Source organism: Bradyrhizobium cosmicum, from assembly GCF_007290395.2.
Lineage (GTDB): Bacteria > Pseudomonadota > Alphaproteobacteria > Rhizobiales > Xanthobacteraceae > Bradyrhizobium > Bradyrhizobium cosmicum.
This window is the reverse complement of sequence record NZ_CP041656.2, coordinates 4,698,886-4,720,130: the sequence shown is the minus strand read 5'-3', so window position 1 is coordinate 4,720,130 and position 21,245 is coordinate 4,698,886. Positions and strand designations below refer to the sequence as shown.

The 21,245-nt window shown below is 62.0% G+C and carries 21 protein-coding genes; 16 read left to right on the top strand and 5 right to left on the bottom strand.

What is annotated here, in order from left to right:
• From FNV92_RS22815 to FNV92_RS22805, 3 genes are all read right to left on the bottom strand, one after another.
• On the bottom strand, nucleotides 1-792 hold the full coding sequence (locus FNV92_RS22815; RefSeq protein WP_143844463.1) for an inositol monophosphatase family protein: 792 nt from the start codon (nucleotides 790-792) through the stop codon (nucleotides 1-3).
• Between the two features lie 67 nt (nucleotides 793-859).
• Nucleotides 860-1,885: a helix-turn-helix domain-containing protein gene (locus tag FNV92_RS22810; protein WP_143844464.1), complete on the bottom strand. Its 1,026-nt coding sequence runs from the start codon at nucleotides 1,883-1,885 to the stop codon at nucleotides 860-862.
• 13 nt (nucleotides 1,886-1,898) lie between these two features.
• The gene (locus FNV92_RS22805; protein ID WP_143844465.1) at nucleotides 1,899-2,735 is read right to left on the bottom strand and encodes a DeoR/GlpR family DNA-binding transcription regulator; all 837 of its coding nucleotides are present in this window, start codon (nucleotides 2,733-2,735) and stop codon (nucleotides 1,899-1,901) included.
• A gap of 340 nt (nucleotides 2,736-3,075) precedes the next feature.
• Here FNV92_RS22805 and FNV92_RS22800 point away from each other — a divergent pair, with 340 nt between their 5' ends.
• Nucleotides 3,076-4,419: an aspartate aminotransferase family protein gene (locus FNV92_RS22800; RefSeq protein WP_143844466.1), complete on the top strand. Its 1,344-nt coding sequence runs from the start codon at nucleotides 3,076-3,078 to the stop codon at nucleotides 4,417-4,419.
• Between the two features lie 71 nt (nucleotides 4,420-4,490).
• Nucleotides 4,491-5,717 (top strand): Zn-dependent hydrolase, encoded by a 1,227-nt coding sequence (locus tag FNV92_RS22795; protein ID WP_143844467.1) that lies wholly within the window; start codon nucleotides 4,491-4,493, stop codon nucleotides 5,715-5,717.
• A 30-nt stretch (nucleotides 5,718-5,747) separates the two neighbouring features.
• Here the strand turns inward: FNV92_RS22795 and FNV92_RS22790 are convergent, their stop codons facing one another.
• Nucleotides 5,748-6,221: a MarR family winged helix-turn-helix transcriptional regulator gene (locus FNV92_RS22790; protein WP_143844468.1), complete on the bottom strand. Its 474-nt coding sequence runs from the start codon at nucleotides 6,219-6,221 to the stop codon at nucleotides 5,748-5,750.
• A gap of 247 nt (nucleotides 6,222-6,468) precedes the next feature.
• Between FNV92_RS22790 and FNV92_RS22785 the strand changes: the two genes are divergently transcribed.
• The 14 genes from FNV92_RS22785 (at nucleotide 6,469) to FNV92_RS22720 (ending at nucleotide 19,211) form a co-directional block, all read left to right on the top strand.
• Nucleotides 6,469-7,515, top strand: a complete 1,047-nt coding sequence (locus tag FNV92_RS22785; protein ID WP_143844469.1) for a substrate-binding domain-containing protein — start codon at nucleotides 6,469-6,471, stop codon at nucleotides 7,513-7,515.
• Between the two features lie 66 nt (nucleotides 7,516-7,581).
• Nucleotides 7,582-8,820, top strand: coding sequence for an urea ABC transporter substrate-binding protein (locus FNV92_RS22780; protein WP_015687038.1), 1,239 nt, complete (start codon nucleotides 7,582-7,584; stop codon nucleotides 8,818-8,820).
• Nucleotides 8,821-8,882: 62 nt separating this feature from the next.
• On the top strand, nucleotides 8,883-9,749 hold the full coding sequence (locus FNV92_RS22775; RefSeq protein ID WP_015687037.1) for a branched-chain amino acid ABC transporter permease: 867 nt from the start codon (nucleotides 8,883-8,885) through the stop codon (nucleotides 9,747-9,749).
• Nucleotides 9,749-10,813 carry a branched-chain amino acid ABC transporter permease gene (locus FNV92_RS22770; protein ID WP_015687036.1) on the top strand — a complete coding sequence of 355 codons (1,065 nt, stop codon included), beginning with the start codon at nucleotides 9,749-9,751 and terminating at the stop codon, nucleotides 10,811-10,813. Before FNV92_RS22775 ends, FNV92_RS22770 begins: the two co-directional genes overlap by 1 nt.
• Nucleotides 10,814-10,815: 2 nt before the next feature.
• Nucleotides 10,816-11,544 carry an ATP-binding cassette domain-containing protein gene (locus FNV92_RS22765; protein ID WP_015687035.1) on the top strand — a complete coding sequence of 243 codons (729 nt, stop codon included), beginning with the start codon at nucleotides 10,816-10,818 and terminating at the stop codon, nucleotides 11,542-11,544.
• Complete coding sequence (locus FNV92_RS22760; protein WP_015687034.1) at nucleotides 11,541-12,242, top strand: ABC transporter ATP-binding protein; 702 nt, start codon at nucleotides 11,541-11,543, stop codon at nucleotides 12,240-12,242. The genes FNV92_RS22765 and FNV92_RS22760 overlap by 4 nt, the downstream gene beginning before the upstream one ends.
• A gap of 88 nt (nucleotides 12,243-12,330) precedes the next feature.
• Nucleotides 12,331-13,845 carry an amidase gene (locus tag FNV92_RS22755; protein ID WP_143844470.1) on the top strand — a complete coding sequence of 505 codons (1,515 nt, stop codon included), beginning with the start codon at nucleotides 12,331-12,333 and terminating at the stop codon, nucleotides 13,843-13,845.
• A complete protein-coding gene (locus tag FNV92_RS22750) occupies nucleotides 13,845-14,147 on the top strand; it encodes a putative quinol monooxygenase (protein ID WP_015687032.1) in 303 nt (100 codons plus the stop codon). Before FNV92_RS22755 ends, FNV92_RS22750 begins: the two co-directional genes overlap by 1 nt.
• 31 nt (nucleotides 14,148-14,178) lie before the next feature.
• Nucleotides 14,179-14,631, top strand: coding sequence for an urease accessory protein UreE (gene ureE / locus FNV92_RS22745; protein ID WP_244623650.1), 453 nt, complete (start codon nucleotides 14,179-14,181; stop codon nucleotides 14,629-14,631).
• The gene (locus tag FNV92_RS22740) at nucleotides 14,621-15,301 is read left to right on the top strand and encodes an urease accessory protein UreF (RefSeq protein WP_244623651.1); all 681 of its coding nucleotides are present in this window, start codon (nucleotides 14,621-14,623) and stop codon (nucleotides 15,299-15,301) included. Before ureE ends, FNV92_RS22740 begins: the two co-directional genes overlap by 11 nt.
• Nucleotides 15,302-15,317: 16 nt before the next feature.
• Nucleotides 15,318-16,016, top strand: coding sequence for an urease subunit beta (gene ureB, locus FNV92_RS22735; protein WP_143844472.1), 699 nt, complete (start codon nucleotides 15,318-15,320; stop codon nucleotides 16,014-16,016).
• Nucleotides 16,017-16,018: 2 nt separating this feature from the next.
• Nucleotides 16,019-17,725, top strand: coding sequence for an urease subunit alpha (gene ureC, locus FNV92_RS22730; protein WP_143844473.1), 1,707 nt, complete (start codon nucleotides 16,019-16,021; stop codon nucleotides 17,723-17,725).
• Entirely contained in the window at nucleotides 17,722-18,372 is a 651-nt protein-coding gene (ureG, locus tag FNV92_RS22725; RefSeq protein WP_143844474.1) for an urease accessory protein UreG, read from the top strand. Before ureC ends, ureG begins: the two co-directional genes overlap by 4 nt.
• A gap of 26 nt (nucleotides 18,373-18,398) precedes the next feature.
• A complete protein-coding gene (locus FNV92_RS22720) occupies nucleotides 18,399-19,211 on the top strand; it encodes an urease accessory protein UreD (RefSeq protein ID WP_143844475.1) in 813 nt (270 codons plus the stop codon).
• Nucleotides 19,212-19,256: 45 nt separating this feature from the next.
• Here the strand turns inward: FNV92_RS22720 and FNV92_RS22715 are convergent, their stop codons facing one another.
• Nucleotides 19,257-21,212: a primary-amine oxidase gene (locus FNV92_RS22715; RefSeq protein WP_143844476.1), complete on the bottom strand. Its 1,956-nt coding sequence runs from the start codon at nucleotides 21,210-21,212 to the stop codon at nucleotides 19,257-19,259.
• Nucleotides 21,213-21,245: the final 33 nt, after the last annotated feature.

The following is a 21,245-nucleotide window of genomic DNA, read 5'->3' as shown; positions in this document are numbered from 1 at the left end:
CTATTGCTTTAGGACGCTCAGGGCCTGCTTGAGCAGGCTGTCGTTCGCCGCGGCGATTACGCGCCCGTCGGAGTCCGGCGTGAGTGGCCGCCCATCCCAGTCACGGATGACTCCGCCGGCCCCCTCGACCACGGGGATCAATGCCATGAAGTCGAACGACTTGAGCGACGTCTCTACGACGAGATCGCAATGGCCGGACGCCAGCAGGCCATATTGATAGCAATCGCCGCCAAATCGCCGGAACATGGCCTTCTTGCTCAGTATGTCGTAGCGGGCCCAGTCCTGCGGCGTAAAGAAGTCCGGCGATGATGTATAGATCTGAGCGTCCTCCAATCTCGCCGTGCGGCTCACCTTGGCCGGCTTGCCGTTGAACGTCGCACCGCGCGATGTGCCGTACCATCGTTCTGCCAGTGCCGGCATGTCGATCATGCCGGCGACGACCGCGCCCTTGCGCTCGTCGGCAAGCGCGACAAGTGTGCCGAACAGCGGCATTCCGGAAATGAAGCTTTTCGTTCCGTCGATCGGATCGAGATACCAGGTGTAGCGATCGCCCGGGGTCGATCCCATCTCCTCGCCGAGAATGCCGTGATCGGGGAAGCGCGCGCCGATTAGGCGCCGCAATTCCACTTCGATCGTGCGATCGGCGATCGTCACCGGCGTCAGATCCTGCTTGCGTTCGAAATCGACGCTGGAGCGAAAGTGGGTCCGCGCGATCCGGCCGGCCACGTCGGCGAGTTCATGGAAGAACGACGCGAGTTCGTTCGCGGAAATCTGGTCTTGAATATCGTCCAATGCATGGCTCCATGGGAAAGCACGTCGCGCATGAGCGGCGCAACGGCTGGCCTTGGGAATGTCGGCTCTAGACCGTCTCGCGAAGCTCTTGCTTGTTGACGTCCCAATACGGGGACCCGAAAGCCCTTCGCGACGAGGCTATTCGCGGCGAGGACGATCCGTTCGGTTCGGCGGTGCGGGTATTTGCGCCCGGCTGCGATCCCGCTTCCGGGGCTTGGCGAACGTCACGCGGGGCCACCTTGAAATGACGGCTGAAGCAGCGCGAGAAGTGCGACACGTTCTTGAATCCCACTTCGTAGGCGACCTCCGACACGGTACGGTGGCCCCTGGGATCAGCAACCAGGATTTCGTAGGCGCGCTGCAGCCGCTTGGTCTGCACGAACTGGCTGACCGTGGTCTCGTTGTCCGTGAACAGGCTGTAGAGATAGCTCAGCGAGATGCGGCTGCTGGCCGCGATCTTCTTCGGGGACAGCGACTGGTCGCCGAGATGGCTTTCAATGAAATCGACGATCCTGCGGCGCAGATGATAGCGCGCATTGCGGACGTCCGTGGCGGCGCCCCGGTCCTCCGAGCCGATCGTGAGTGCCACGAAGCTGATAACTTCGGTCGCGAGCGCCTGCGGATTCGGCGCCGGAAACTCGATGAACAACTCGGCCACGCTTCCGATCATTCCGGCCAGAAGGCGGGTCATCTGTTCGTTCGGCTTGAAGCGCCGGCTGACATGATCCTCGATCGAGACGAGGCGTCCGCGCAGCTCCGCGGCCGGGATCCGCAGCACCAGAAAGCGCGCGCTCTTGTCGGACGACAATTCGTAGGAGGCGAGTTCGCTGAGCAGGACATATTCGCCGGCCCGGGCAATGGCGACGCGGCCGTCCTGGCTGAATGCCACGCATCCGGTCAGGGGAAATACCAGCACATAGGACGCATCGAGGATGCTGGAGGTGCGTTTCCAGCTGCGGGTGAAGGCTTGATGCGGCTCGATGAGTTCGAGATCCAGGCGTCCAATCCTGGTTCGCTGATGCGGTGCAGGACCCTCGTCACCGTCACCATCAAGGAACTCCTCGCGAGACGCAAGAGATGTGAGGCTTGCCATGGTTTGGTCTTTCTCAGGGTTGGGCAACTATCAACTCCGTTCCGGCTTCGCGGAGTGCCGTTGCCAGAGATCCTTCCGGTTGCCGGTCGGTAACCAGACGGTCGATATCGGTCCATTGCGCAAACACGGTCAGGGCGCGCTGGTCGAACTTGCTGTGATCGGCGACAAGGATCGCTTCCGCGGCGCGCTTGACCATCGCGCCGTAGATCGCGCCGGCCTCGTCATCTGCATCGTTGGCGCCCCGGGCGCTGATGCCTGTCGCACTCACGATGGCGCGGTTGGCCTCGTAGCTGTTGATGTTGGCGATCGTCTGGGTGCCGAACACATAGCCTTCGGCCGGGTGATAGCGGCCCGGGCAGCACAGCACCCGGATCGATGGATTGACCGCGAGCGCGCCCGCAATCGCATAGTCGTGCGTGATCACCGTGATGTCGCGCGCGCGCGAAGCCAGTCGTCTGGCGACATGAAACGTCGTGGCGCCGGCGGCCAGCATCAGCACTTCGTTCGGCAGAACGAGGTCGGCGATCACGGCGGCGATCGCTTCGCGTTCGGCGATCATGAGCGCCTTGCGATCGGTGAGCGCTGGCTCGAGCGCAAACGGGCGCGAAGCGCCGCCATAGGTTCGGTTGATGAGCTTCTGTTCCTGAAGCTCCACTAGGTCTCGACGTATGGTTTCGCCGGAGACGCCAAGCACCGCCGCAATCTCTGAGGCGCGCAGAGTAGGGGCGGCGGTGAGCTGCGCGACGATGTGCTTGTGTCGCGCCAGCTTCGAGAGGCGATCGCCATCGCTCTTTCGCGGCCGTTTGTCGGCCGCGGAAGCGTCACTGGTCTGTAGCGGCTCGCTCGTCATTCAGATGTCCTCATCTGCCTCGGCCGTCGGGACGAGGAAGTCTTTCTCGCGGCGGCTTGGAAAGATACACTAATTATGTGGCAAGTCCCTCAAATTTTGGGCAGCCACATGCACACTATCTCTGCAGGTCATGACTCGCTTGCCAGTATTGCATTGATATTGATTGTATATTTCTAGAGGCGCGAGGTTGGATGTCTGAGGCTCCGATGTTTCTTGCCTCCGTGCAGCTCGACGTTGTGGGAATTCGCACATTTCTCCAAGCTGACCGTAGAATGGCTGCGGCACGATCGCTGCAGCGGTCGCTTTGACTTGCGCAAGGCGCGGTCAGAGGAGGCGTGCGGTGAAGCAGGAACGAGAAATTCTGGCGTTGAACGCCTTCGACCAGAGCCGGGCGTCGGCGATCGGCGCCGAACTCGGGGAGCAGGTGCAACGACGACTGCGATCGTTCGGCAAGGCTTCGGTCCTGTTCTACCAGGAGCCGATCCGGATGGAACGCGCCGAAGGCGTCTACATGTTCGACGTCGAGGGTCGCCGATATCTCGATCTCTACAACAACGTCCCGTCGGTCGGGCACTCGCACCCTCGAATCGTCGAGGCCATTCGCCGCCAGGTCGGCATGCTTAACACCCACACGCGCTATCTCAACGACGTCGTCGACGCCTATGCGGAGCGCCTGCTGGCGACATTTCCATCCGAGATCGGTCATCTGGTGCTGACGTGCACCGGGAGCGAGGCCAACGATCTCGCGCTGCGGATCGCGACGGTCGCGACCGGCCGGGCCGGCTTCATCGTCACGGAGACGGCGTATCACGGCAACACCGCAGCCGTGACCGACGTATCGCCGTCCTCACGTCCCGGCCAGCCATCGCCGTCCCATGTGCGGGTGGTACCGGCGCCAGAGATGTTCCGCAATCCTGTCGGTGATCCCGGCAGACGTTTCGCCGACGATGTTGCGGCGGCGATTGCCGATCTCGAGCGAAGCGGTGTTGGCTTTGCTGGGCTGCTGGTGGACACAATCTTTTCGAGCGATGGTGTCTACGCCGAACCCGCCGGCTTCCTCGCGCCGACCATTGAGCTCGTCCACGAACACCAGGGGGTGTTCATCGCCGACGAGGTGCAGCCCGGTTTCGGTCGCACCGGTGCAGCAATGTGGGGCTTCGCGCGCCATGGTGTCGTCCCCGACATCGTGACCATGGGCAAGCCCATGGGCAACGGCTTTCCGATGGGAGGCGTCGCTCTGCGTGCGCCGCTGCTTGATCGCTTTGCCGCGGACGTGAAGTACTTCAACACGTTCGGCGGCAATCCGGTGGCCGCTGCGGCAGGGCTTGCCGTGCTCGACGTGATCAAGGACGAGGGCCTGTTGCAGAATGCGCGCGAGGTTGGACGTCATCTGATGGACGGATTGCTTGAGATCGGCAATCGTCGCATCCAGATCGGGGATGTTCGCGGCGCCGGCCTGTTCATCGGCCTCGAGCTGGTCATTGATCGCGATAGCATGGAACCGGCGCCGGAGCTCGCGATCACGCTGATTAACCGCCTGCGCCAGCGCGGCTTCCTGATCGGCGCTGCCGGACCATTCGGCAGCACGCTGAAGATTCGCCCGCCTCTGTGTTTCGGCACCGACCATGCAGATATGTTCATCTCCGCTTGCGACGAGGAGTTGGGCGCGATCGCGCCGGCCTGAGGGGCTCGTTCAGGTCCATGGATGCAAGGCCGGTCGGAGCTGAAGAACTGGATCGCCCATTTGGATAGGACATGACCGAGTTACGCAATCTCATCACGAGCTTTGCCGCCATCGGCGCGACGGATGATGGCGGGGTCTGCAGGCTTGCAGCGACCGCACCTGACAAGCAGGCGCGGGACCTCTTTTTGCGCGAGATCGGTAACCGCGGCCTCGTCCCGAGGATCGATGGGATTGGCAACATGTTCGGCGTCGCAATTATTGAACCTGGGTCGAACGACGTTGTGATCACCGGCTCGCACCTCGATTCCCAGCCGACGGGTGGTCGATACGATGGTGCCTATGGTGTGCTGGCAGGCCTCCTTGCGGTTGAAGAGGTTAGGGGGCGCTGTCTTGCCAACCCCGGAGCCGCGAGACGCAACTTGGCCGTTGCGAACTGGACCAATGAGGAAGGCGCTCGGTTTCAGCCCAGCCTGACCGGTAGCTCCGTTTTCGCCGGCGGCTTAAGCTTGCAGGATGCCTATGCCTGTACAGACGGTGACGGGGTCACGCTCGGCGCTGCGCTGGCTGCAATCGGCTATTGTGGCGTCACTCCACTCGAATATCGCCCGGTACGTTATGTGGAACTTCATGTCGAGCAGGGCGATCGGCTCGAGCAGGTTTCAGGGGACGTTGCCGCGGTTTCCGGCGCATGGATGACGCGCAAAATATCGGTCGTCTTCGAGGGCGACTATTCGCATACGGGACCGATGCCGATGCCGTTGCGCCGGGACGCCCTGCGCGCGGCGGCCCGTGCGATAGAAGCCCTCTACGTCGAAGTGGCCAGCGAAAACGCCGGCGCGCACGCCTCCGCGGCGCGCATCAGCGTCTACCCGAATTCGCCAAATGTGGTCGCAGGCCAGGCCAGGGTCTGGTTCGAGATCAGACACGAAGACGAAGCCGTGGTCGTCGCAATTAGCGACCGTTTTCTGGAGCGGATCGAACGCGAGGCTCGCGAGATTGGAGTCGGCATCTCGATCGCTGCCGACGAGAAGAGATCCGCCTCTTCGCTCGATCGGGATGGAGTTGAATTGGTCCGTTCCGTGGCAAGGGATCTCGGCTTCAAAATCGAGACCTTCAAGACCATCACCGGCCACGACGCTTTGGCGATCCAAAAGCGCGTTCCGGCCTCGCTCATTTTCGTGCCGAGTCAGGGCGGACTCAGTCACAATCCGCGTGAATTCACAACACAGGACGCGCTCGACAAGGGCTATGCGGTGCTCGCGGAAACGCTGTGGCGCATGGTCACGGCGCGAGAGTGAGGTGCGAAACGGCTTTTCAACTGGCGCTGTTCATTTCGAAGCAGCCTTATCATCGTAGCTCAAGCTTTCGCGTCCGCGAAACGTTCGTGGACGGGAAGAGACGGAGCCACCGAGCAGTTCGGAGAGCAGGCTCGTCAAAGCAGCGGCATCTGATGCGCCGAGCCTGTCCAGGATGTCCTGCTGAATGGACGAGATCAGTGGACCAATATCTTCGAAATGCGCCGCTCCTCTGCGCGAGAGGAAGATCAGAACCTTGCGTCGATCATTCGGATCAGGGCCGCGGTAAACTTCGGCCGACTGCACCATCCTGTCGATAATCTTTGTGAGCGTCGGACTATCGACAAAGAGGCGGGTTGCCAGATCGCCCATAGGCAGTCCGTTCCGTTCGGTCAGCGCCTCGAGCACACGATACTGGTGAGCAGACATGCCCCTTGGCTTGAGCTCCGCCTCGAGCGTCTGCTCGAGTAGGCGGTTCACGCCCCGGATGAGGTCGGGAAGATCCACTCTATTGGTCCTCGGCGGAGTTTATTTGATAATTCAACCTTTGCATTGGAATATAAAGCGGAGCAAGTGGAAAGCAGATGTACTCCCGGTTGCTCAATGAATGGGCGGTTATTGCGCTCCGCGGCGAAGGAAGCGGCAATTTCCCTCCCGGCCGGGCCGCTTTCGCTGCAAAACGGGTCTCGCCGAGACCGGATCGCCGTTGGCACGATTCGTGAGTGGTCTGTCCGGAAGCCCGGAGACGCCACCGTTGCGTAGTGTTCGAATATGTCTGCTCATCCCCCAAAGCGGTGCAGCGGGACTGTGGGCCCCTTCAGCCGAAGCCTGCGGGCGCTTGGCTGTCGACGAAATCAACCGGATCTACGGCATTCTTCGCCGTCCGGTCGAGCTGCGTATCGTGAATGCCGGAGAAACTGGCGCGAGCGCCGGCCGGGCCGCGCGCGATGCAATTGAAATTGATGGCGTTGACGGCATCGTCGGTATGCTGCCCAGTTTTGCACGCGACTTCGTGGCGCGCGCGTCCCGCGGCCGTGTTCCATTCATATACACCCCGCAGTTCGAGGGCCGCTCGACGCCGGACGTCTTAGCGACCGGCGAAACCGCTGAAGAGCTCCTGGCTCCTGCGATCCAATGGCTTTCGGAATCGAGGCATGCGCGCCGCTATTTCCTCTGCGGCAATGACTATGTATGGCCGCGCTCATCGCTTCAGATTGCGCGCGCCTTGATTGGCCGCTTTGGCGGGACGGTCACTGGCGAGTGCTACCTACCCGTTGGCCAGCATGACTTCGACGAGATGCTGGACCGGATCAAAGTCACGCATTCGGACGTCGTTCTTCCCTATTTCCTCGGGGGCGACTGCATCGCATTTAATCGGGCCTTCTGTGCGGCGGGATTGAGTTCGCGCGTGCTGCGCTTTTCCTCGGCAATCGACGAGACCGTCGCGTACGGACTTGATGTGGACGAAACGGAAAATCTCTACGCCACTTCGAGCTATTATGCGTCGATCCGCTCGCGCAACAATGGTGCGTTCCTGGAGCGCTACCATATGGCGTTCGGCGATAGTCCGCCGCCCGTGAATGCCTTTGGTGAATCTTGCTACGAGGGCATCTATTCGCTCGCGGCCCTGATCGAAGAAGCTGCCAGCCTGGATGCGCGCAAGCTGACGCGCCTCTATGGCCGAACATTCCAGCAGCGCACGGCGCGAGGGGATCAAGCACAATCCGTGGTCGGGAGCCGGCACCCTATCTATCTCGCCAAGGTCGATGGCTACGACTTCTCGATCATTGCGCGTCGATAAATAACTTGCTTTTTCAAATATTGTATTCTTAATATTTTCAGTATCAAAAAACACATGGGGACGTCTATGCCTTTCTCCCGTCGCCGCTTCCTGCGGCACTCGGCCCTAGCCACGACGACGTTGATCGCGGCACCGGCTATTTTTCGCTCCGGTGCGTTCGGCGCCGAGAACCCGATCGTCGTCGGCAGCCTGCACGACCAGTCTGGTCCGATCGCGGCCTCCGGCACGCCAATGGTCTACGCGCTGCAACTTGCCGTGGATGAGATCAACGCCGGCGGCGGACTGCTCGGCCGGCCGTTGAAGGTGATCCACTACGACACCCAGTCGAACATCCAGATGTACTCGCAGTTTGCCCAGCAGCTTGCGGTGAAGGACAAGGTGGATGTCGTTCACGGCGGCATCACCTCGGCATCGCGCGAGGCGGTGCGTCCGACCTTCGATCGGTTCAAGGTGCTGTACTTCTATAACGTGCTCTACGAAGGCGGCGTCTGCGATCGCAATACGTTCTGCACCGGCACCACACCCGCGCAGACCGTGGAGAAGCTGGTACCGAGCGCGATGAAGAAGGCGGGCAAGAAGGCCTACATCATTGCCGCCGACTACAATTACGGCCAGATCACCGCGAAGTGGATGACGAAGTACGTCAAGGACAATGGCGGCGAAGTGCTGTCGACCGACTTCTTCCCGCTCGACGTCACCAATTTCGGCACGACCATCTCGAAGATCCAGGCGGCGAAGCCCGACCTCATCCTGTCTGCGTTGGTAGGCGGCAATCATACCGCGTTCTACCGGCAATGGACTTCGGCCGGTATGAAAGGGAAGATTCCGATCGCGTCGACCACCTTCGGTCTCGTCAACGAGCCCAGCACACTCGATGCGGCTGAGAGCGATTCCATTCTCGGCGCATACGGTTACTTCGAGGAGCTCACCACGCCGGCCTCGAAGAGCTTCGTCGAGAAGATCAAGAAGGCTCATCCCGACTCACCCTATGTCAGCGAACTGGCTGCCTGCACCTATGAGGGCGTCATGCTTTGGGCCGCCGGGGTGAAGAAGGCCGCAAGCATCGATAGGATGAAGGTCATCGCGGCGCTGGAGGACGGGATCGCTTTCGACGGCCCGAGCGGCAAGGTTTCGCTCGACAAGCCGACCCATCACACCACCCGCAACGCGTTCCTCGCCGAAGTGAAGGACCGCAAGTGGTCGGTGTTGGAGAGCTACTCCGACGTCAAGCCGGCCGATACTGCGAGTGTCTGCGATCTCGTCAAGAACCCGAACGACACCAAGCAGTACATCATCAATCTCTGACGAGTTCCGGGCCTCGCCAGCCGGCGAGGCCCGCAGCATCAAGAGACCGAAAGAATTCAAGAATGGCGATCTACCTCATCGTCGCGCTCGACGTCCTGAACGGAATATCGTCGCTGTTCCTGTTGTGCCTCGGACTGGCGATCATCTTCGGCATGATGAAGATCATCAATCTCGCTCATGGCGAGTTCATCATGCTCGGCGCCTATGCGACGGTCATATCAGCCAATGCGGGCGTCAACATCTGGATCGCGATGCTGATCGTCGCGCCGATTTTCGTCGGTCTGGTCGGCCTTGTCATCGAGCGCTGTCTCATTCGCTTTCTTTATGGCCGCCTCGTCGATTCGATGCTCGCGACCTGGGGGCTGAGCCTTCTCATCATCGGCATCATCACCACGATCTACGGCAACACGCAGCAGGGCGTGCCGACGCCACTCGGCGGTTTCTCGATCGGGTCGTATCAATCGAGCTATTACACGCTATTCCTGGCCGGCATGGCGATCGTGATGATGGCTCTGATCTACGGCGTCATGAGCTACACCCGCTTCGGCTTGATCGCCCGCGCCACGATGCAGAACCCCGCGATGGCAGCCACGCTCGGCGTCAATCCGGCGCGAGTCTATATGAGCACGTTCGCGGTAGGGGCGGCAGTCACGGGGCTCGCCGGAGGCCTGCTGGCTCCGGTTTCGGGTATCACACCCGGCATGGGTGGTGCTTACGTCGCGAAAGCCTTCATGACGGTCGTCGGTGGCGGCGCCGCCATTCTGTCAGGCACGATGTCGGCGGCGAGCCTGTTCGGCGCGGTCAATCAGATCGGCGCCTATTTCACGACGCCTGTCTATGGCGAAGTCCTCGTGTTCACGGCGGCGATCGTCCTGATCCGTCTGCTGCCGCAGGGCATTTCCGGCCGCTTCTTCAAGGGGAATCTGTAATGCCCATCCGCTTTCGCCTCGCGGCACAGGCGGTTGCCGTCCTTCTTGCGATTGTTGCCATCGTGTTGATTCCCAGCATGGTCGAGCTGTTCGCGATGATGCAGTTGACGCTGTTCGCCGCAATGGCGGTGCTGGCGCTGAGCCTTGCCTTCATCTGGGGCTTTGGTGGCATTCTGTCGTTCGGCCAGACGGCCTTCTTCGGCCTCGGCGGCTATGCCTACGCGATTGCCGCGGTCAATTTCCAGGACTCGACGCCGTCGATCCTGCTCGCCATCGTTGTTCCGTCGTTGTTCGCCGCGATCCTCGGCTATTTCATCTTCTTCGGCCGCATCTCCGACGTCTATCTCGGCGTGATCACGCTGACCGTCACCCTGATCCTGTTCAACTGCGTCAACTCCACGTCCGGCGACGAGTACAGGATCGGCAAGGCGCTGCTCGGCGGGTTCAACGGCATGCCGGCAGTGCCGACTTTCAACGTGCCGTTCTATCCGGACCAGATTCTGTCACCGGAGCAATCCTGGTGGGTGACAGGCGGGGCATTGCTCGGAGTTTTCCTGCTGCTACGCCTTCTGCTGTCTCTCCCGGCAGGCCGCATCGTGGTGGCCGTGCGCGAGAACGAGGTCCGTGCCTCGCTGCTCGGCTATGACCCGCGCAAGGTCAAGCTACTGACCTTCATCCTGAGCGGTGCGATTGCGGGACTCGCCGGCGCGCTCTACGTAAATTGGGGCGCATTTGTCGGCCCGACCATCTTCAGCTTGTCGTTGTCGGCCGAAATCATCATCTGGATCACGGTCGGCGGTCTTGGCACCTTGCTCGGACCTATCGTTGGCTGCGTTCTGATCGAGTACATCATCGCTTACATTGGTTCGCAACAGGCCTTGAATTCGAATCTCGTGCTCGGGGCCGTGCTCGTCGTATTCGTCCTGCTGCTGCCCAAGGGATTGGTGCCGACGGCGCGCGATCTTCTGATGCGGCTCGTGCCCGAGCCAAAGCCGAAAGCGCAGCTTGCAGACGAGCGCGCACCACCATCGGCGGTGGCGTCGCACATGGCCGGAGCGGAATAACCATGGCGGATCTTGTACCTCTGCTCAAGGCCGAGCACCTCACCATGCGCTTTGGCGGTGTGGTCGCCAATGATGACATCACTTTCACGCTGGAAGAGATGGAGCTGCGTTGCCTGATTGGCCCAAATGGCGCCGGCAAGAGTACCTTTTTCAAGACTCTGACCGGACAGCTCGTCCCGACTTCGGGTGCGATTGCGTTCCGCGGGCAGCCGATCGCCGGCAAGCTGTCGCACGAGATCGCTCGTATGGGGATCGGGATCAAGACCCAGGTGCCCAATGTCTTCAACGGCCTCTCGGTCCGTGAGAACATCTGGCTCGCCGTCCGTCGCAAGGCGACGCCGCGAGCCCAAGGGCCCGCGGTCGATGCCGTTTTGGAGATGATCCGGTTGACAGACCATGCCGACCGGATCGTAGCGACGCTGTCGCATGGTCAGCGCCAGTGGGTGGAGATCGGCATGGTGCTCGCGGCTGAACCGGACTTGATCCTGCTCGACGAGCCCGCTGCCGGGATGACCGACGAGGAAACGCTTCACACTGCCGCGATCATTCGCGAGATCAACAAGGACAGGGCGATTATCGTCGTCGAGCACGACATGGAATTCATCAAGCAAATCGCCAAGAAGGTGACTGTATTCCATCAAGGCCGGGTGCTGGTCGAAGACACCGTGGACAGGGTTCTCGCCGATCAGCGTGTGCGCGACGTCTATCTTGGCAAGAAGGTGGCGGCATGAGCGCGCTCCTCGAAGTCAAGGACTTGCGCTCCGGTTACGGCCGCATTCCGATCCTGTTCGGCATCGACATGTCGGTGCAGGATGGTGAGTATCTCGGCATTCTCGGCCACAATGGGATGGGCAAGACCACGACCCTGCGTGCGTTGATGGGGCATCTGCCAACCACGAGCGGTTCGGTCGTGTTCGCCGGTAAGACGATCACCCATCTCAAGCCGCACGAGCGATCCCGGCTTGGAATCGGGCTAGTACCGCAGGGGAGGGAGATCTTCCCTGATTTGAGCGTCCTCGAGAATTTGCGAATGGGCCTCGCGGCGGCGCCTAAGGAGGACCGTTCGGTGATCGACACCGTGCTGCAGGACTTCCCGCGCCTGGTGCGGCTGCTCGACCGGCGCGGCGGTGCTCTGTCAGGCGGTGAGCAGCAATTGCTGGCATTGGCACGGTGCCTCTGCACGAAGCCCCGGCTGATCCTGCTGGACGAGCCGACCGAGGGGATCCAGCCGTCGATTATCGAAGAGATCATCGAGACCCTGCTTGCGCTGAAAAAGCGCTGGAACATGTCGCTGATCGTGGTCGAGCAGAATCTCGAATTCATCACGTCGCTGTCCGACCGCGTTCTCAATATCCAGAAGGGACGCATCACGGAAGAGCTCGACCGGGAAAGCCTCTTGGCACGGGACGCTGCCATGCATCCAACCTAGATTCAAAGTCTGACGCGGCTACGCCGCGCCGCTGCTATCGCTGATTTGTTGTTGTCACCAAGCTTGTCCTCACAAGAAAGGATCACTCATGTCCATCAAACGCCCAACTGCCGAAGACGTCGCCGAACTCGCTGCAAGCCTGCACATGAACATGACGGTCGAGGAGGCCGGAGAATATCTGGCGCTGATGGGCGGGATGTTCGACGCGTATGATGTCATCGACGAGTTGCCGAACCCCCTGCCGCCGGTCAAGTATCCGCGCATGCCTGGCGCCAAGCCCATGCCGAAGGACAACAAGTACAACGCCTGGGCAATCAAGACCGAGGTCAAGGGCGCGTCTAGCGGCAAGCTCGCCGGCCGCACCATTGTGCTGAAGGACAACGTCGCCCTGGCCGGCGTCCCGATGATGAACGGCTCGACGACGCTCGAAGGCTTCATTCCCGCCGCCGATGCGACCATCGTCACCCGCATTCTCGATGCCGGCGGCACAATCGTCGGCAAGGCCGTATGCGAGCATTTCTGCCTCTCGGGCGGCAGCCATACCTCCCATCCCGCACCGGTCCATAACCCGCTCAAGATGGGCTATTCGGCCGGCGGCTCGTCCTCGGGCAGCGCTGCGCTGGTTGCCGCCGGTGAGGTCGACATGTCGATCGGCGGCGACCAGGGTGGCTCAATCCGTATCCCCGCGTCCTATTGCGGCATCTACGGCATGAAGGCAACGCATGGGCTCGTACCCTACACGGGCGTGATGCCGATCGAATCCACCATCGACCACACTGGCCCGATGACGGCGAACGTTGCCGACAATGCGTTGCTGCTGGAGGTGCTCGCCGGGCCCGACGGACTCGATCCCCGCCAATACGCACCGAAGGTCACGAGCTACACGGAAATGCTTCGCAAAGGCGTGAAGGGCATGAAGATTGGCGTCCTCAAGGAAGGATTCGCCGTTTCGAACATGCAGGAGGGCGTCGTCGAGAAGGTGAGGGCGGGCGCAGAGCGCTTCGCCAAGCTCGGCGCCAGCGTGTCGGAGGTCTCGATACCGGAGCATTTGCACGCGCTCGCCGCCTGGAATCCAATCACGCTGGAAGGTTTCCTGGTCCAGATGATGATCGGCAACGGCATGGGCTTCAACTGGAAGGGCCTCTATGACGTCGGCCTGCTCGACGCCCATTCCAGCTGGCGCAACCGCGCCGACGACCTGTCGGAGACGCTCAAGCTCACCATGCTGGTCGGGCAGTGGGGCGTCAGCCACTACCGCGGCCGCTACTATGCCAAGTCGCGCAATATCGCAATCGCCGCCAAGGCTGCCTATGACGCGGTGTTCGGCTCTTACGACCTGTTGCTGATGCCGACCCTGCCGTGTGTCGCCACGCCGATACCGGCCAAGGACGCGCCGCTCTCCGAGATCGTTCAGCGTGCATTCGAGATGACGGCGACGACCAGTCCGTTCGATGTCACCGGCCATCCGGCGATGAGCATCCCCTGCGGCCTTTCGGATGGCCTGCCGGTCGGATTGATGCTGATTGCGAAGGATTACGACGAAGCGACGATCTACCAGGCCGCCAGCGCATTCGAAGCCGACGGCGACTGGAAGAAGTTCTGATGATCACGATCACCGCCGTCATCAGGGCGAAGGCCGGCCATGAGGTCGTGATGCGCGACGCACTCGTCGCCGTCGCGGCCCATGTCGCCGCCAACGAGCCGGAGACGATCGGCTTCTTCATTTCGCAGAGCGAGGAAGACCCGTGCGTGTTCACGACCTACGAGCGCTTCGCCGACAAGGCCGCGATGGATCGCCACAATGGCTCGGCGGTCGTCGCGACCTTCTTCGGGATCGCCAAACCCATCCTGGATGGCGAAGTCATACTTGTGACCTCGAAGGAGGTGTCGGCGACGGTCCGGTAAGCGGGCGCTGGGTCAATTGCGGGAGAGCATCGTGACGTTACGGCTTCACGGCATCATCGGAAGATCCGACGACGCAGCCTATGCGCGTCGTCTCCACCACATCGAGCATCACGGCGGGATCGAACTGCTGTTCGTGCCGCCGTCCGACGTTGGCCGCAAGCGGTTTCGCCTGACCACCGATCGCGGAACCGACTGCGCCGTCAGCCTGGACCGCGACGAGCAGCTGGAGGATGGGGCGCTGCTTTTTCTCGAACACGATCGCGCCGTCATTGCCCGCTTCGGCGAGCAGGCGTGCTGGCGATTGAAACCTGTCGACCAGGCGGCGGCACTCAAGCTCGGCTGGAATGCCGGCAATCTGCATTGGCGGGTCCGCTTCGAGGGCGATCTTCTTGTCGTCCTGCTCGACGGGCCGCTCGACACTTACCGGGCACGCATCAGGCCGCTGCTCGAGGCGGGCGAGATCGCGGAGAGCGATGCTGTTTGACAGATCTCAGACATTGGCGTTGCTGCAGCTCGGGGATAGTGCCTACCCAGCCGGCGGCTTCGCGTTCTCCTGGGGGCTGGAAGGACTTGCTGCGGACGGCATGGTTACCGATCGCAGCGAACTGGATCGGATCATTGCGGATCAGCTTGCGCGCCGCTGGGCAAGCATGGACCGCATTCTGTTGCGCCAAGCCTTCCGGGCGGAGGATAGCGTCGCCATCGCTGGCGTGGACCGCCTGGCCGAGGCGGCCACAGCTTCGGCCGAAATGCGGGAAGGATCACGACGGGCGGGCAGGGCGCTGCTTGGGGTCTGGGTCAAGCTCGATGGCGCGCTCTCGGTTGTTTACCGTGGCCTTGTGTCGTCGGATGGCAGGCTCGGCCATCTGGCGGTCATGCAGGCGGTCGTCGGCCGGGACGCGGGACTCAGCCTGGATGCAGCCGAACTGGTCTCAGGCTGGACGCTCGTGACCGGCCTCGTGAGCGCCGCCGTGCGGCTCGGCATCGTCGGCCATATCGAGGCGCAGCGAAGCCAGGCCGCCGCGCGCGGTCTGCTGGCGGAACTGCTGGCGGAGGCGCCGCCGCCGAATGCGCTGCCGGCGAGCTTCACACCCTTCATCGACGTCGCGGTCTCACGCGGGCCGCTTCGGCACGTCCGCATGTTCACGACCTGAGAGAGGATATTGTCCCATGATGAATCTGTCGCCGACCGAGATGGATCGCCTGGTGATCTTCAATGCGGCGCAGATGGCGCGGCGGAACCGGTCGCTCGGAATCAGGTTGAGCCATCCCGAGGCGGTCGCCTACATCACTGACGAGGTGATGACGGCGGCTCGTCGAGACATGCCGTATGCCGAAATCCGAGATATGGCCGGCCGGTTGTTGACGGCAAACGATGTCGAGCCCGGTGTCGGACAGATGATTCCGATGCTCTACATCGAATGCATGTTCGCCGAAGGCACCAAGGTGATGGCGGTGTTCGAGCCGATCGGCCCCAATGATACGTCCGCCGCCGACGAGCTCATACCAGGGGAGATCATCGCGGGCGGCGGAGACATCGAGAGCTTCGCGGGCATGCCCGCCATCACGATCGACGTCATCAATACCGGCGATCGCGATATTCAGGTTCGCAGCCACACCCACTTCTTCGAGGTCAATCGCGCCTTGCGCTTCGATCGTGCGGCGGCGTGGGGCATGAAGGTCGATCGGCCCGCGGGGGCAGGCGTCCGATTCGAGCCCGGCGTCACCAAGTCGGTTCGACTGGTTCCGATCTCGGGTGATCGCGTCGTCCACGGCCAGGCCGGGCTCGTCAACGGCAGCCTGGACGCACCGACTGCGCGCGACGAAGCGCTCAAGCAAGCCCGCGCACGCGGCTACCAGGGAGCTTGAGCATGGCTATTCTGTCCCGTCGCGCCTATGGCGAACTCTACGGGCCGACCAAGGGCGATCTCGTGCGGCTGGCCGATACCAGTCTACTGGCCGAGATCGAACACGATTACACCACCTATGGACATGAGCTGCTGGTCGGCGCGGGCAAAAACCTGCGCGACGGCGAGGGCGTCAACGCCTACCGGACGGCATCGCATAAGATCCTGGATGTCGTCATCAAGAACGCCACGATCGTCGACGCGGTCGCCGGTATCGTGAAGGCCGATATCGGCATCCGCGACGGCCGAATCGTCGGCATCGGCAAGGCCGGCAATCCCGACGTGATGCCGGATGTGCATCCCGATATGGTCGTCGGTCACACCACGGCGCCGATTGCCGGCGGTCCCTTCATCGTCACCGCCGGTGCCGTCGAGTCGCACGCCCATTTGATCTCGCCCGAGCAATCCGACCACGCGCTCTCCGGCGGCACCACGACGCTGGTCGGCAACGGGTCCGGTCCGGTATTCGACGTCGGCAGCGGTGCCGCTTCGACCTTCGCGCGCTTCCTCCAGGCAATCGAGTTCTCGCCTCTCAATTTTGCGCTGTTCGGACGGGCCGGGTCCAATCCCGAGGCCGTCGAGGAAGCGGTTGCCTCGGGCGGCATGTCGGTGAAGATTCACGAGGATTTCGGCGCCGCTCCTGCCGTGATCGACCAGAGCCTGATTGCCGCGGACCGCAACGACTTCGCAGTTCACCTTCACACCGACTCGATCAACGAATACGGCTTCTGCGAGGATACGATGGCGGCCGTCGAAGGCCGCACGATCCACATGTATCACGTGGAGGGCGCGGGCGGCGGCCACGCGCCGGATCTGCTCAAGGTGGTATCGTGGGACAACGTCATTCCGTCGTCCACCAATCCGACCAACCCCTACACGTCCTACGGCATGGAAGAAGGCGTGCCGATGACCATGATCTGTCATCAACTCAATTACAACGCGCCCGAGGACGTGATGTTCGGAGAAGCGCGGGTGCGCGCCCAGTCCATGGCGGCGGAGGATTTCCTCCACGACATGGGCGCGATATCGATATTCGGCACCGATACGCAAGGCATGGGACGTCTCGCCGAGAACGTTGCCAAGTGCTGGCAGCTTGCCAGCGTGATGAAAGATCGCATCGGCCGTCTACCGGAAGAGAAGACGGCGCGCGCGGACAATGAGCGCATCAAGCGTTACATCGCCAAGCTCACCATCAATCCCGCGATCGCGGTCGGCATCGATCACACGGTCGGCTCGATCGAGCCCGGCAAGATGGCTGATCTCGTGCTCTGGCCACGGGCATCCTTCGGGATCAAGCCCTATATGGTGATCAAGAACGGCTTCGTCGTCTGGGCCGCCATGGGTGACGGCAACGGCAGCCTCGGTCTGTCGGAGCCGATGATCCAGAAGCGGATGTGGGGCGCGCTCGGAGCCGCCCCGCAAAGGCTGGGTGTCAACTTCATGTCGAAGCTCGCCATGGAAGCCGACGTGAGCCGCAAGCTCGGCTTGTCCCGTGACCCCGTCCAGATCAAGAACGTGCGAAAGCTGCGCAAAACCGACATGGTACGCAATGTTGCCATGCCCCATGTCGATGTCGATCCGCAGACGTTTGAGGTCCGCGCCGATGGTAAGCTGCTGATGTGTCCGCCTGCGACGAAGGTGCCGCTGGCCAGACGGTACATGCTGCGATGAGCCGGCTCTCACTCAGCGGCGGATTGGCCGAGCCGCGTATTGCGGCCGCGCGGGTCGGGATCGGAGGGCCGGTCGGGTCAGGCAAGACGGCCTTGGTCGAGCGCCTGATTCCGGCGCTGCTGGCGCGCGGCATCGATATCGCCGTCATCACCAACGACCTCGTCACGGCCGAGGACGCCGAGCGAATCAGGCGCTCGGGGTTGATCGATCCGGCGCGCGTGTCGGCAGTGGAGGCGGGTGCCTGTCCTCACACCGTCATTCGCGAGGATCCGACGCTCAACATCGAGGCGGCTGACGAACTCGAGCGGCGATTCCCGGGCGTCGAGCTCATTCTGCTCGAAAGCGGCGGCGACAATCTCGCCTCGACCTTTTCGCGCGACCTCACGGATTTCTGGATGTTCGTCATCGACGTCGCGGGCGGCGACGACATTCCGCGCAAGCGCGGCCCCGGCGTCATCCGGGCCGATCTCCTCGTCATCAACAAGGTCGATCTGGCGCCGCATGTCGGCGTCAACATGGAGCGAATGCGCCAGGAGGCTTTGGCGGTTCGCGGCGATCGTCCGGTGCTGCTCACCAACTGCCGTCGCGGCGAGGGGATCGACGCGATCGTCGATCTTCTCGAACGCGAGGTTCTATTCAGAACGTGAGGGCCGCGGCGACAAGAGATCATGCGTTGCTCGACCTGAGCTTTGTCCGCCGTGCCAACCGTACGGTCATCGACCGCCGGTTGTTCGCCTGGCCGTTCGTTCTGACCCGCAGCTTCTATCTCGATCCGGAGCGGCCGAGTTGCCTCAGCGTGATCGTACAGACCGGAAGCGGAGCCGTTCACGGTGAGGACAGCCTCGCACAGCGTCTTGTGCTCAATCCCGGCACGGCCGTCTGTCTGACCAATCAAGGTGCGACAGCGGTGCACCGGGCCGAACCGGCAGCCCTTGCCACGGAGACGATCGATCTTCGGGTGGCAGGTGGGGCCAGCCTCGAATATCTGATCGAGCCGCGCATCCTGTTCCCAGATGCCGCGCTATGTCAGTCTGTCGAGCTCGATTGCGCAAACGACGGCGCTGCGCTGATCGTCGACGCATTCACGATGCACGATCCTCGCGGCGAAGCCCGCGTTTTTCGCGAACTGACATCGACCTTCTGCCTGAGGCGATCAGGCAGCGAGCCGCTAGTGATCGATCGGACGCGTCTGTCTCGCCCGACCGCCGATATCTTTCGCGGTTATCAGGCCTTCGGATCGGCGTTCCTGGTGCTGAGCGCGCGGCATGATCTGGCGAATCTTCAGGCGCTGGTGACAAAAGCATTGGGCGAAGTTCCCGGGCTATACGCCGCGGCAAGCGTGCTGCCGGAGTCCGCGGGGCTGGGTGTTCGCCTTGCAGCCCAGGATCTCGCGGGAATCCGGACTGCGTTCGCGCGCTTCAGCGCGATTTACCGTCAGGCGCTGTTGAGCGTAGCCGAACAGCAGACTGCCGTGCAGCGTCGGTAGCGCACTTGCGCTACCGACCGTTCGGACGTTGGGCCGCCTTGTCCGTCAGCCTCGTTCCGGCATGGCGCAGCAGCTCGCTTTGTTGACCTCAGGCGGCAGGTCGATGCAGGGATTGCCGTTGAAGAAGCCCGAGGGCGTCAGCTTGAAGCCCGTGTTGACGCAGGGCTGCACCGGGAAGTCCTCGACCCGTACCGGATGATGCAAGCCGAAGACGTGCCAGAGTACGATATCGGTGTTGTCGATCGGACGGTCGTTGGCGATGAAGTCGACCAGGCCGCCGCTGCCGTCGGAGTGGTTCATGTATTCGCCGGCGGGATAGCGTTGCTCCGGGTCGAACGCCGTAACCCAGACATGGTTCTGGACAAAGGTGGCGCGCTTGCCGGAGGGCGAATTGGCGTTGACGAAGGGTGTCACACAATTCATCGCGTCGAGCTTGTAGCCGGTCGGCGAGCCGGTATAGTTGGTCTTGTTCGGATTGATGACCTTCCAATAGCGCTGGCTGGCGGCATTGGCCTTGCGGGCAGCGGCGCGTTCCGTCGGCAGCAATGTCTGTTCCTCGTAGAACGCATTGCCGTAGGGATTATCCGGGCCCTCGGGCTCGGCGACCGTATTGCACTCGACGAAGCTGTTCTGGTCGCCGTCGATCGCCACATCGAGCCGTGCACAGAAGATGTGTTGGTGGATGTGACCGACCACGCCCGGCAGGACCTCGCGGGCGTATTTCCCGGGCTGGCCCGGGATACAGGCGGCTGTATTGATGATGCCGGTCGCCTTCATCTCGAATTCGATCGTGCCGTCGATGTGGAAATACCAGTACAGGGCGTACTCATAGTTCCCGACCGTGCAAATGCTCGAAACGACGAGCTTCCTCGCACGTCGCACCTCGGCGCGGTCCGTGCGGAAGTCCCAATGCTTCCACAGCAGGCCGGAATCCTCCTCATGGATGCAGATTGCCTTTTCAATCGTCAGTACGTCGCCGTTCATGGTGTTGAGATGAACGTCGAGATATTCGATCGCCCCCAGACAGTCGCAACCGAGCGTCAGCGAGTTCGCGAGCTTGCCGATGCCGTATTCGCCGATGTCGAACACGTTCTTGCGGAAATGGCCGTTGGCCGGGCTGCCATAGGGCACCACCATTTCGACCAGTGAGGCACGGTGCATGATCGGCCGGCCGTCATAGCTGATGTCGTGCAACGTGAGCGACTCGCGCGCGTTGAAACCGATGACGAAGCGCCATTTGTCCCAGGACAGTTGATTGCCATCCAGCTTGAAATTGACGCCTTGCGGCTGCACCACGTCGATCGGCTTCAAGGGCTTACGCTTGGTCTGCACGAACTCCCGTTCGTAATTGGCTTCCTTCATGGGAATCGGGATGACGCCGTGATCGTCGACCCGGATCACTTCCCAGCTCTTCAGGTCGATAACGGCATTAAGCCCCTCGATCGGGTGTGCGTAGAAATTCTCGTTCTCCCGCAGGCGCAGCCACGCGAAGACGTGGCACAGATGGCGGCCTTCTTCGCCCGGGATGGAGAAATTTCCGGCCGACCAGGGATCGATGCACACGGTGGTCATATCGGTGATGCCCCGTCGGGCGCAGCCGGCGATGAATCCGGGATCCTGTCGAACGATGCCTTCGATGGCGAGGAACTGCTCCAACTGGATCATCGGGCGTGCCGTCGCCACTTCCTTTCGCGACACGATCTCGTTGCTGTCCAGGGAAACCACAAGGCGCGTAACGCCAATTTGGGCGGTGCTGAAGACGTTGACCCGAGCACGACGGCTGATCGGCATTCCCGGCTTGAAGTTCCTCACCACGGATTTCTCGGGCTCGCACAGTTCGATGGTCTCGAACCGCGTATCGGTTCCATAGGGCGGATTTCTGTTGACGATCGCGGCGGCGCGAACGATCTCGGTCGGCGTCAAAGCCTCCAGCGGATGCTTCACGGCGGGTGCCGGTGGGGGTGCGGCGTGGCAGTGATCCGGTTCGGCTGTTGTGCTCATGGTGTCTCCATCATCTGATGCATCAGTTGCAGG

What these genes read in the sequence shown, in the direction of transcription:
- FNV92_RS22715 (WP_143844476.1), bottom strand. Translation starts at nt 21,212, where the DNA reads ATGAGCACAACAGCCGAACCGGATCACTGCCACGCCGCACCCCCACCG.
- ureG (WP_143844474.1), top strand. Translation starts at nt 17,722, where the DNA reads ATGAGCCGGCTCTCACTCAGCGGCGGATTGGCCGAGCCGCGTATTGCG.
- FNV92_RS22760 (WP_015687034.1), top strand. Translation starts at nt 11,541, where the DNA reads ATGAGCGCGCTCCTCGAAGTCAAGGACTTGCGCTCCGGTTACGGCCGC.
- FNV92_RS22750 (WP_015687032.1), top strand. Translation starts at nt 13,845, where the DNA reads ATGATCACGATCACCGCCGTCATCAGGGCGAAGGCCGGCCATGAGGTC.
- ureC (WP_143844473.1), top strand. Translation starts at nt 16,019, where the DNA reads ATGGCTATTCTGTCCCGTCGCGCCTATGGCGAACTCTACGGGCCGACC.
- ureB (WP_143844472.1), top strand. Translation starts at nt 15,318, where the DNA reads ATGATGAATCTGTCGCCGACCGAGATGGATCGCCTGGTGATCTTCAAT.
- FNV92_RS22805 (WP_143844465.1), bottom strand. Translation starts at nt 2,735, where the DNA reads ATGACGAGCGAGCCGCTACAGACCAGTGACGCTTCCGCGGCCGACAAA.
- FNV92_RS22770 (WP_015687036.1), top strand. Translation starts at nt 9,749, where the DNA reads ATGCCCATCCGCTTTCGCCTCGCGGCACAGGCGGTTGCCGTCCTTCTT.
- FNV92_RS22795 (WP_143844467.1), top strand. Translation starts at nt 4,491, where the DNA reads ATGACCGAGTTACGCAATCTCATCACGAGCTTTGCCGCCATCGGCGCG.
- FNV92_RS22740 (WP_244623651.1), top strand. Translation starts at nt 14,621, where the DNA reads ATGCTGTTTGACAGATCTCAGACATTGGCGTTGCTGCAGCTCGGGGAT.
- FNV92_RS22810 (WP_143844464.1), bottom strand. Translation starts at nt 1,885, where the DNA reads ATGGCAAGCCTCACATCTCTTGCGTCTCGCGAGGAGTTCCTTGATGGT.
- FNV92_RS22780 (WP_015687038.1), top strand. Translation starts at nt 7,582, where the DNA reads ATGCCTTTCTCCCGTCGCCGCTTCCTGCGGCACTCGGCCCTAGCCACG.
- FNV92_RS22755 (WP_143844470.1), top strand. Translation starts at nt 12,331, where the DNA reads ATGTCCATCAAACGCCCAACTGCCGAAGACGTCGCCGAACTCGCTGCA.
- FNV92_RS22775 (WP_015687037.1), top strand. Translation starts at nt 8,883, where the DNA reads ATGGCGATCTACCTCATCGTCGCGCTCGACGTCCTGAACGGAATATCG.
- FNV92_RS22765 (WP_015687035.1), top strand. Translation starts at nt 10,816, where the DNA reads ATGGCGGATCTTGTACCTCTGCTCAAGGCCGAGCACCTCACCATGCGC.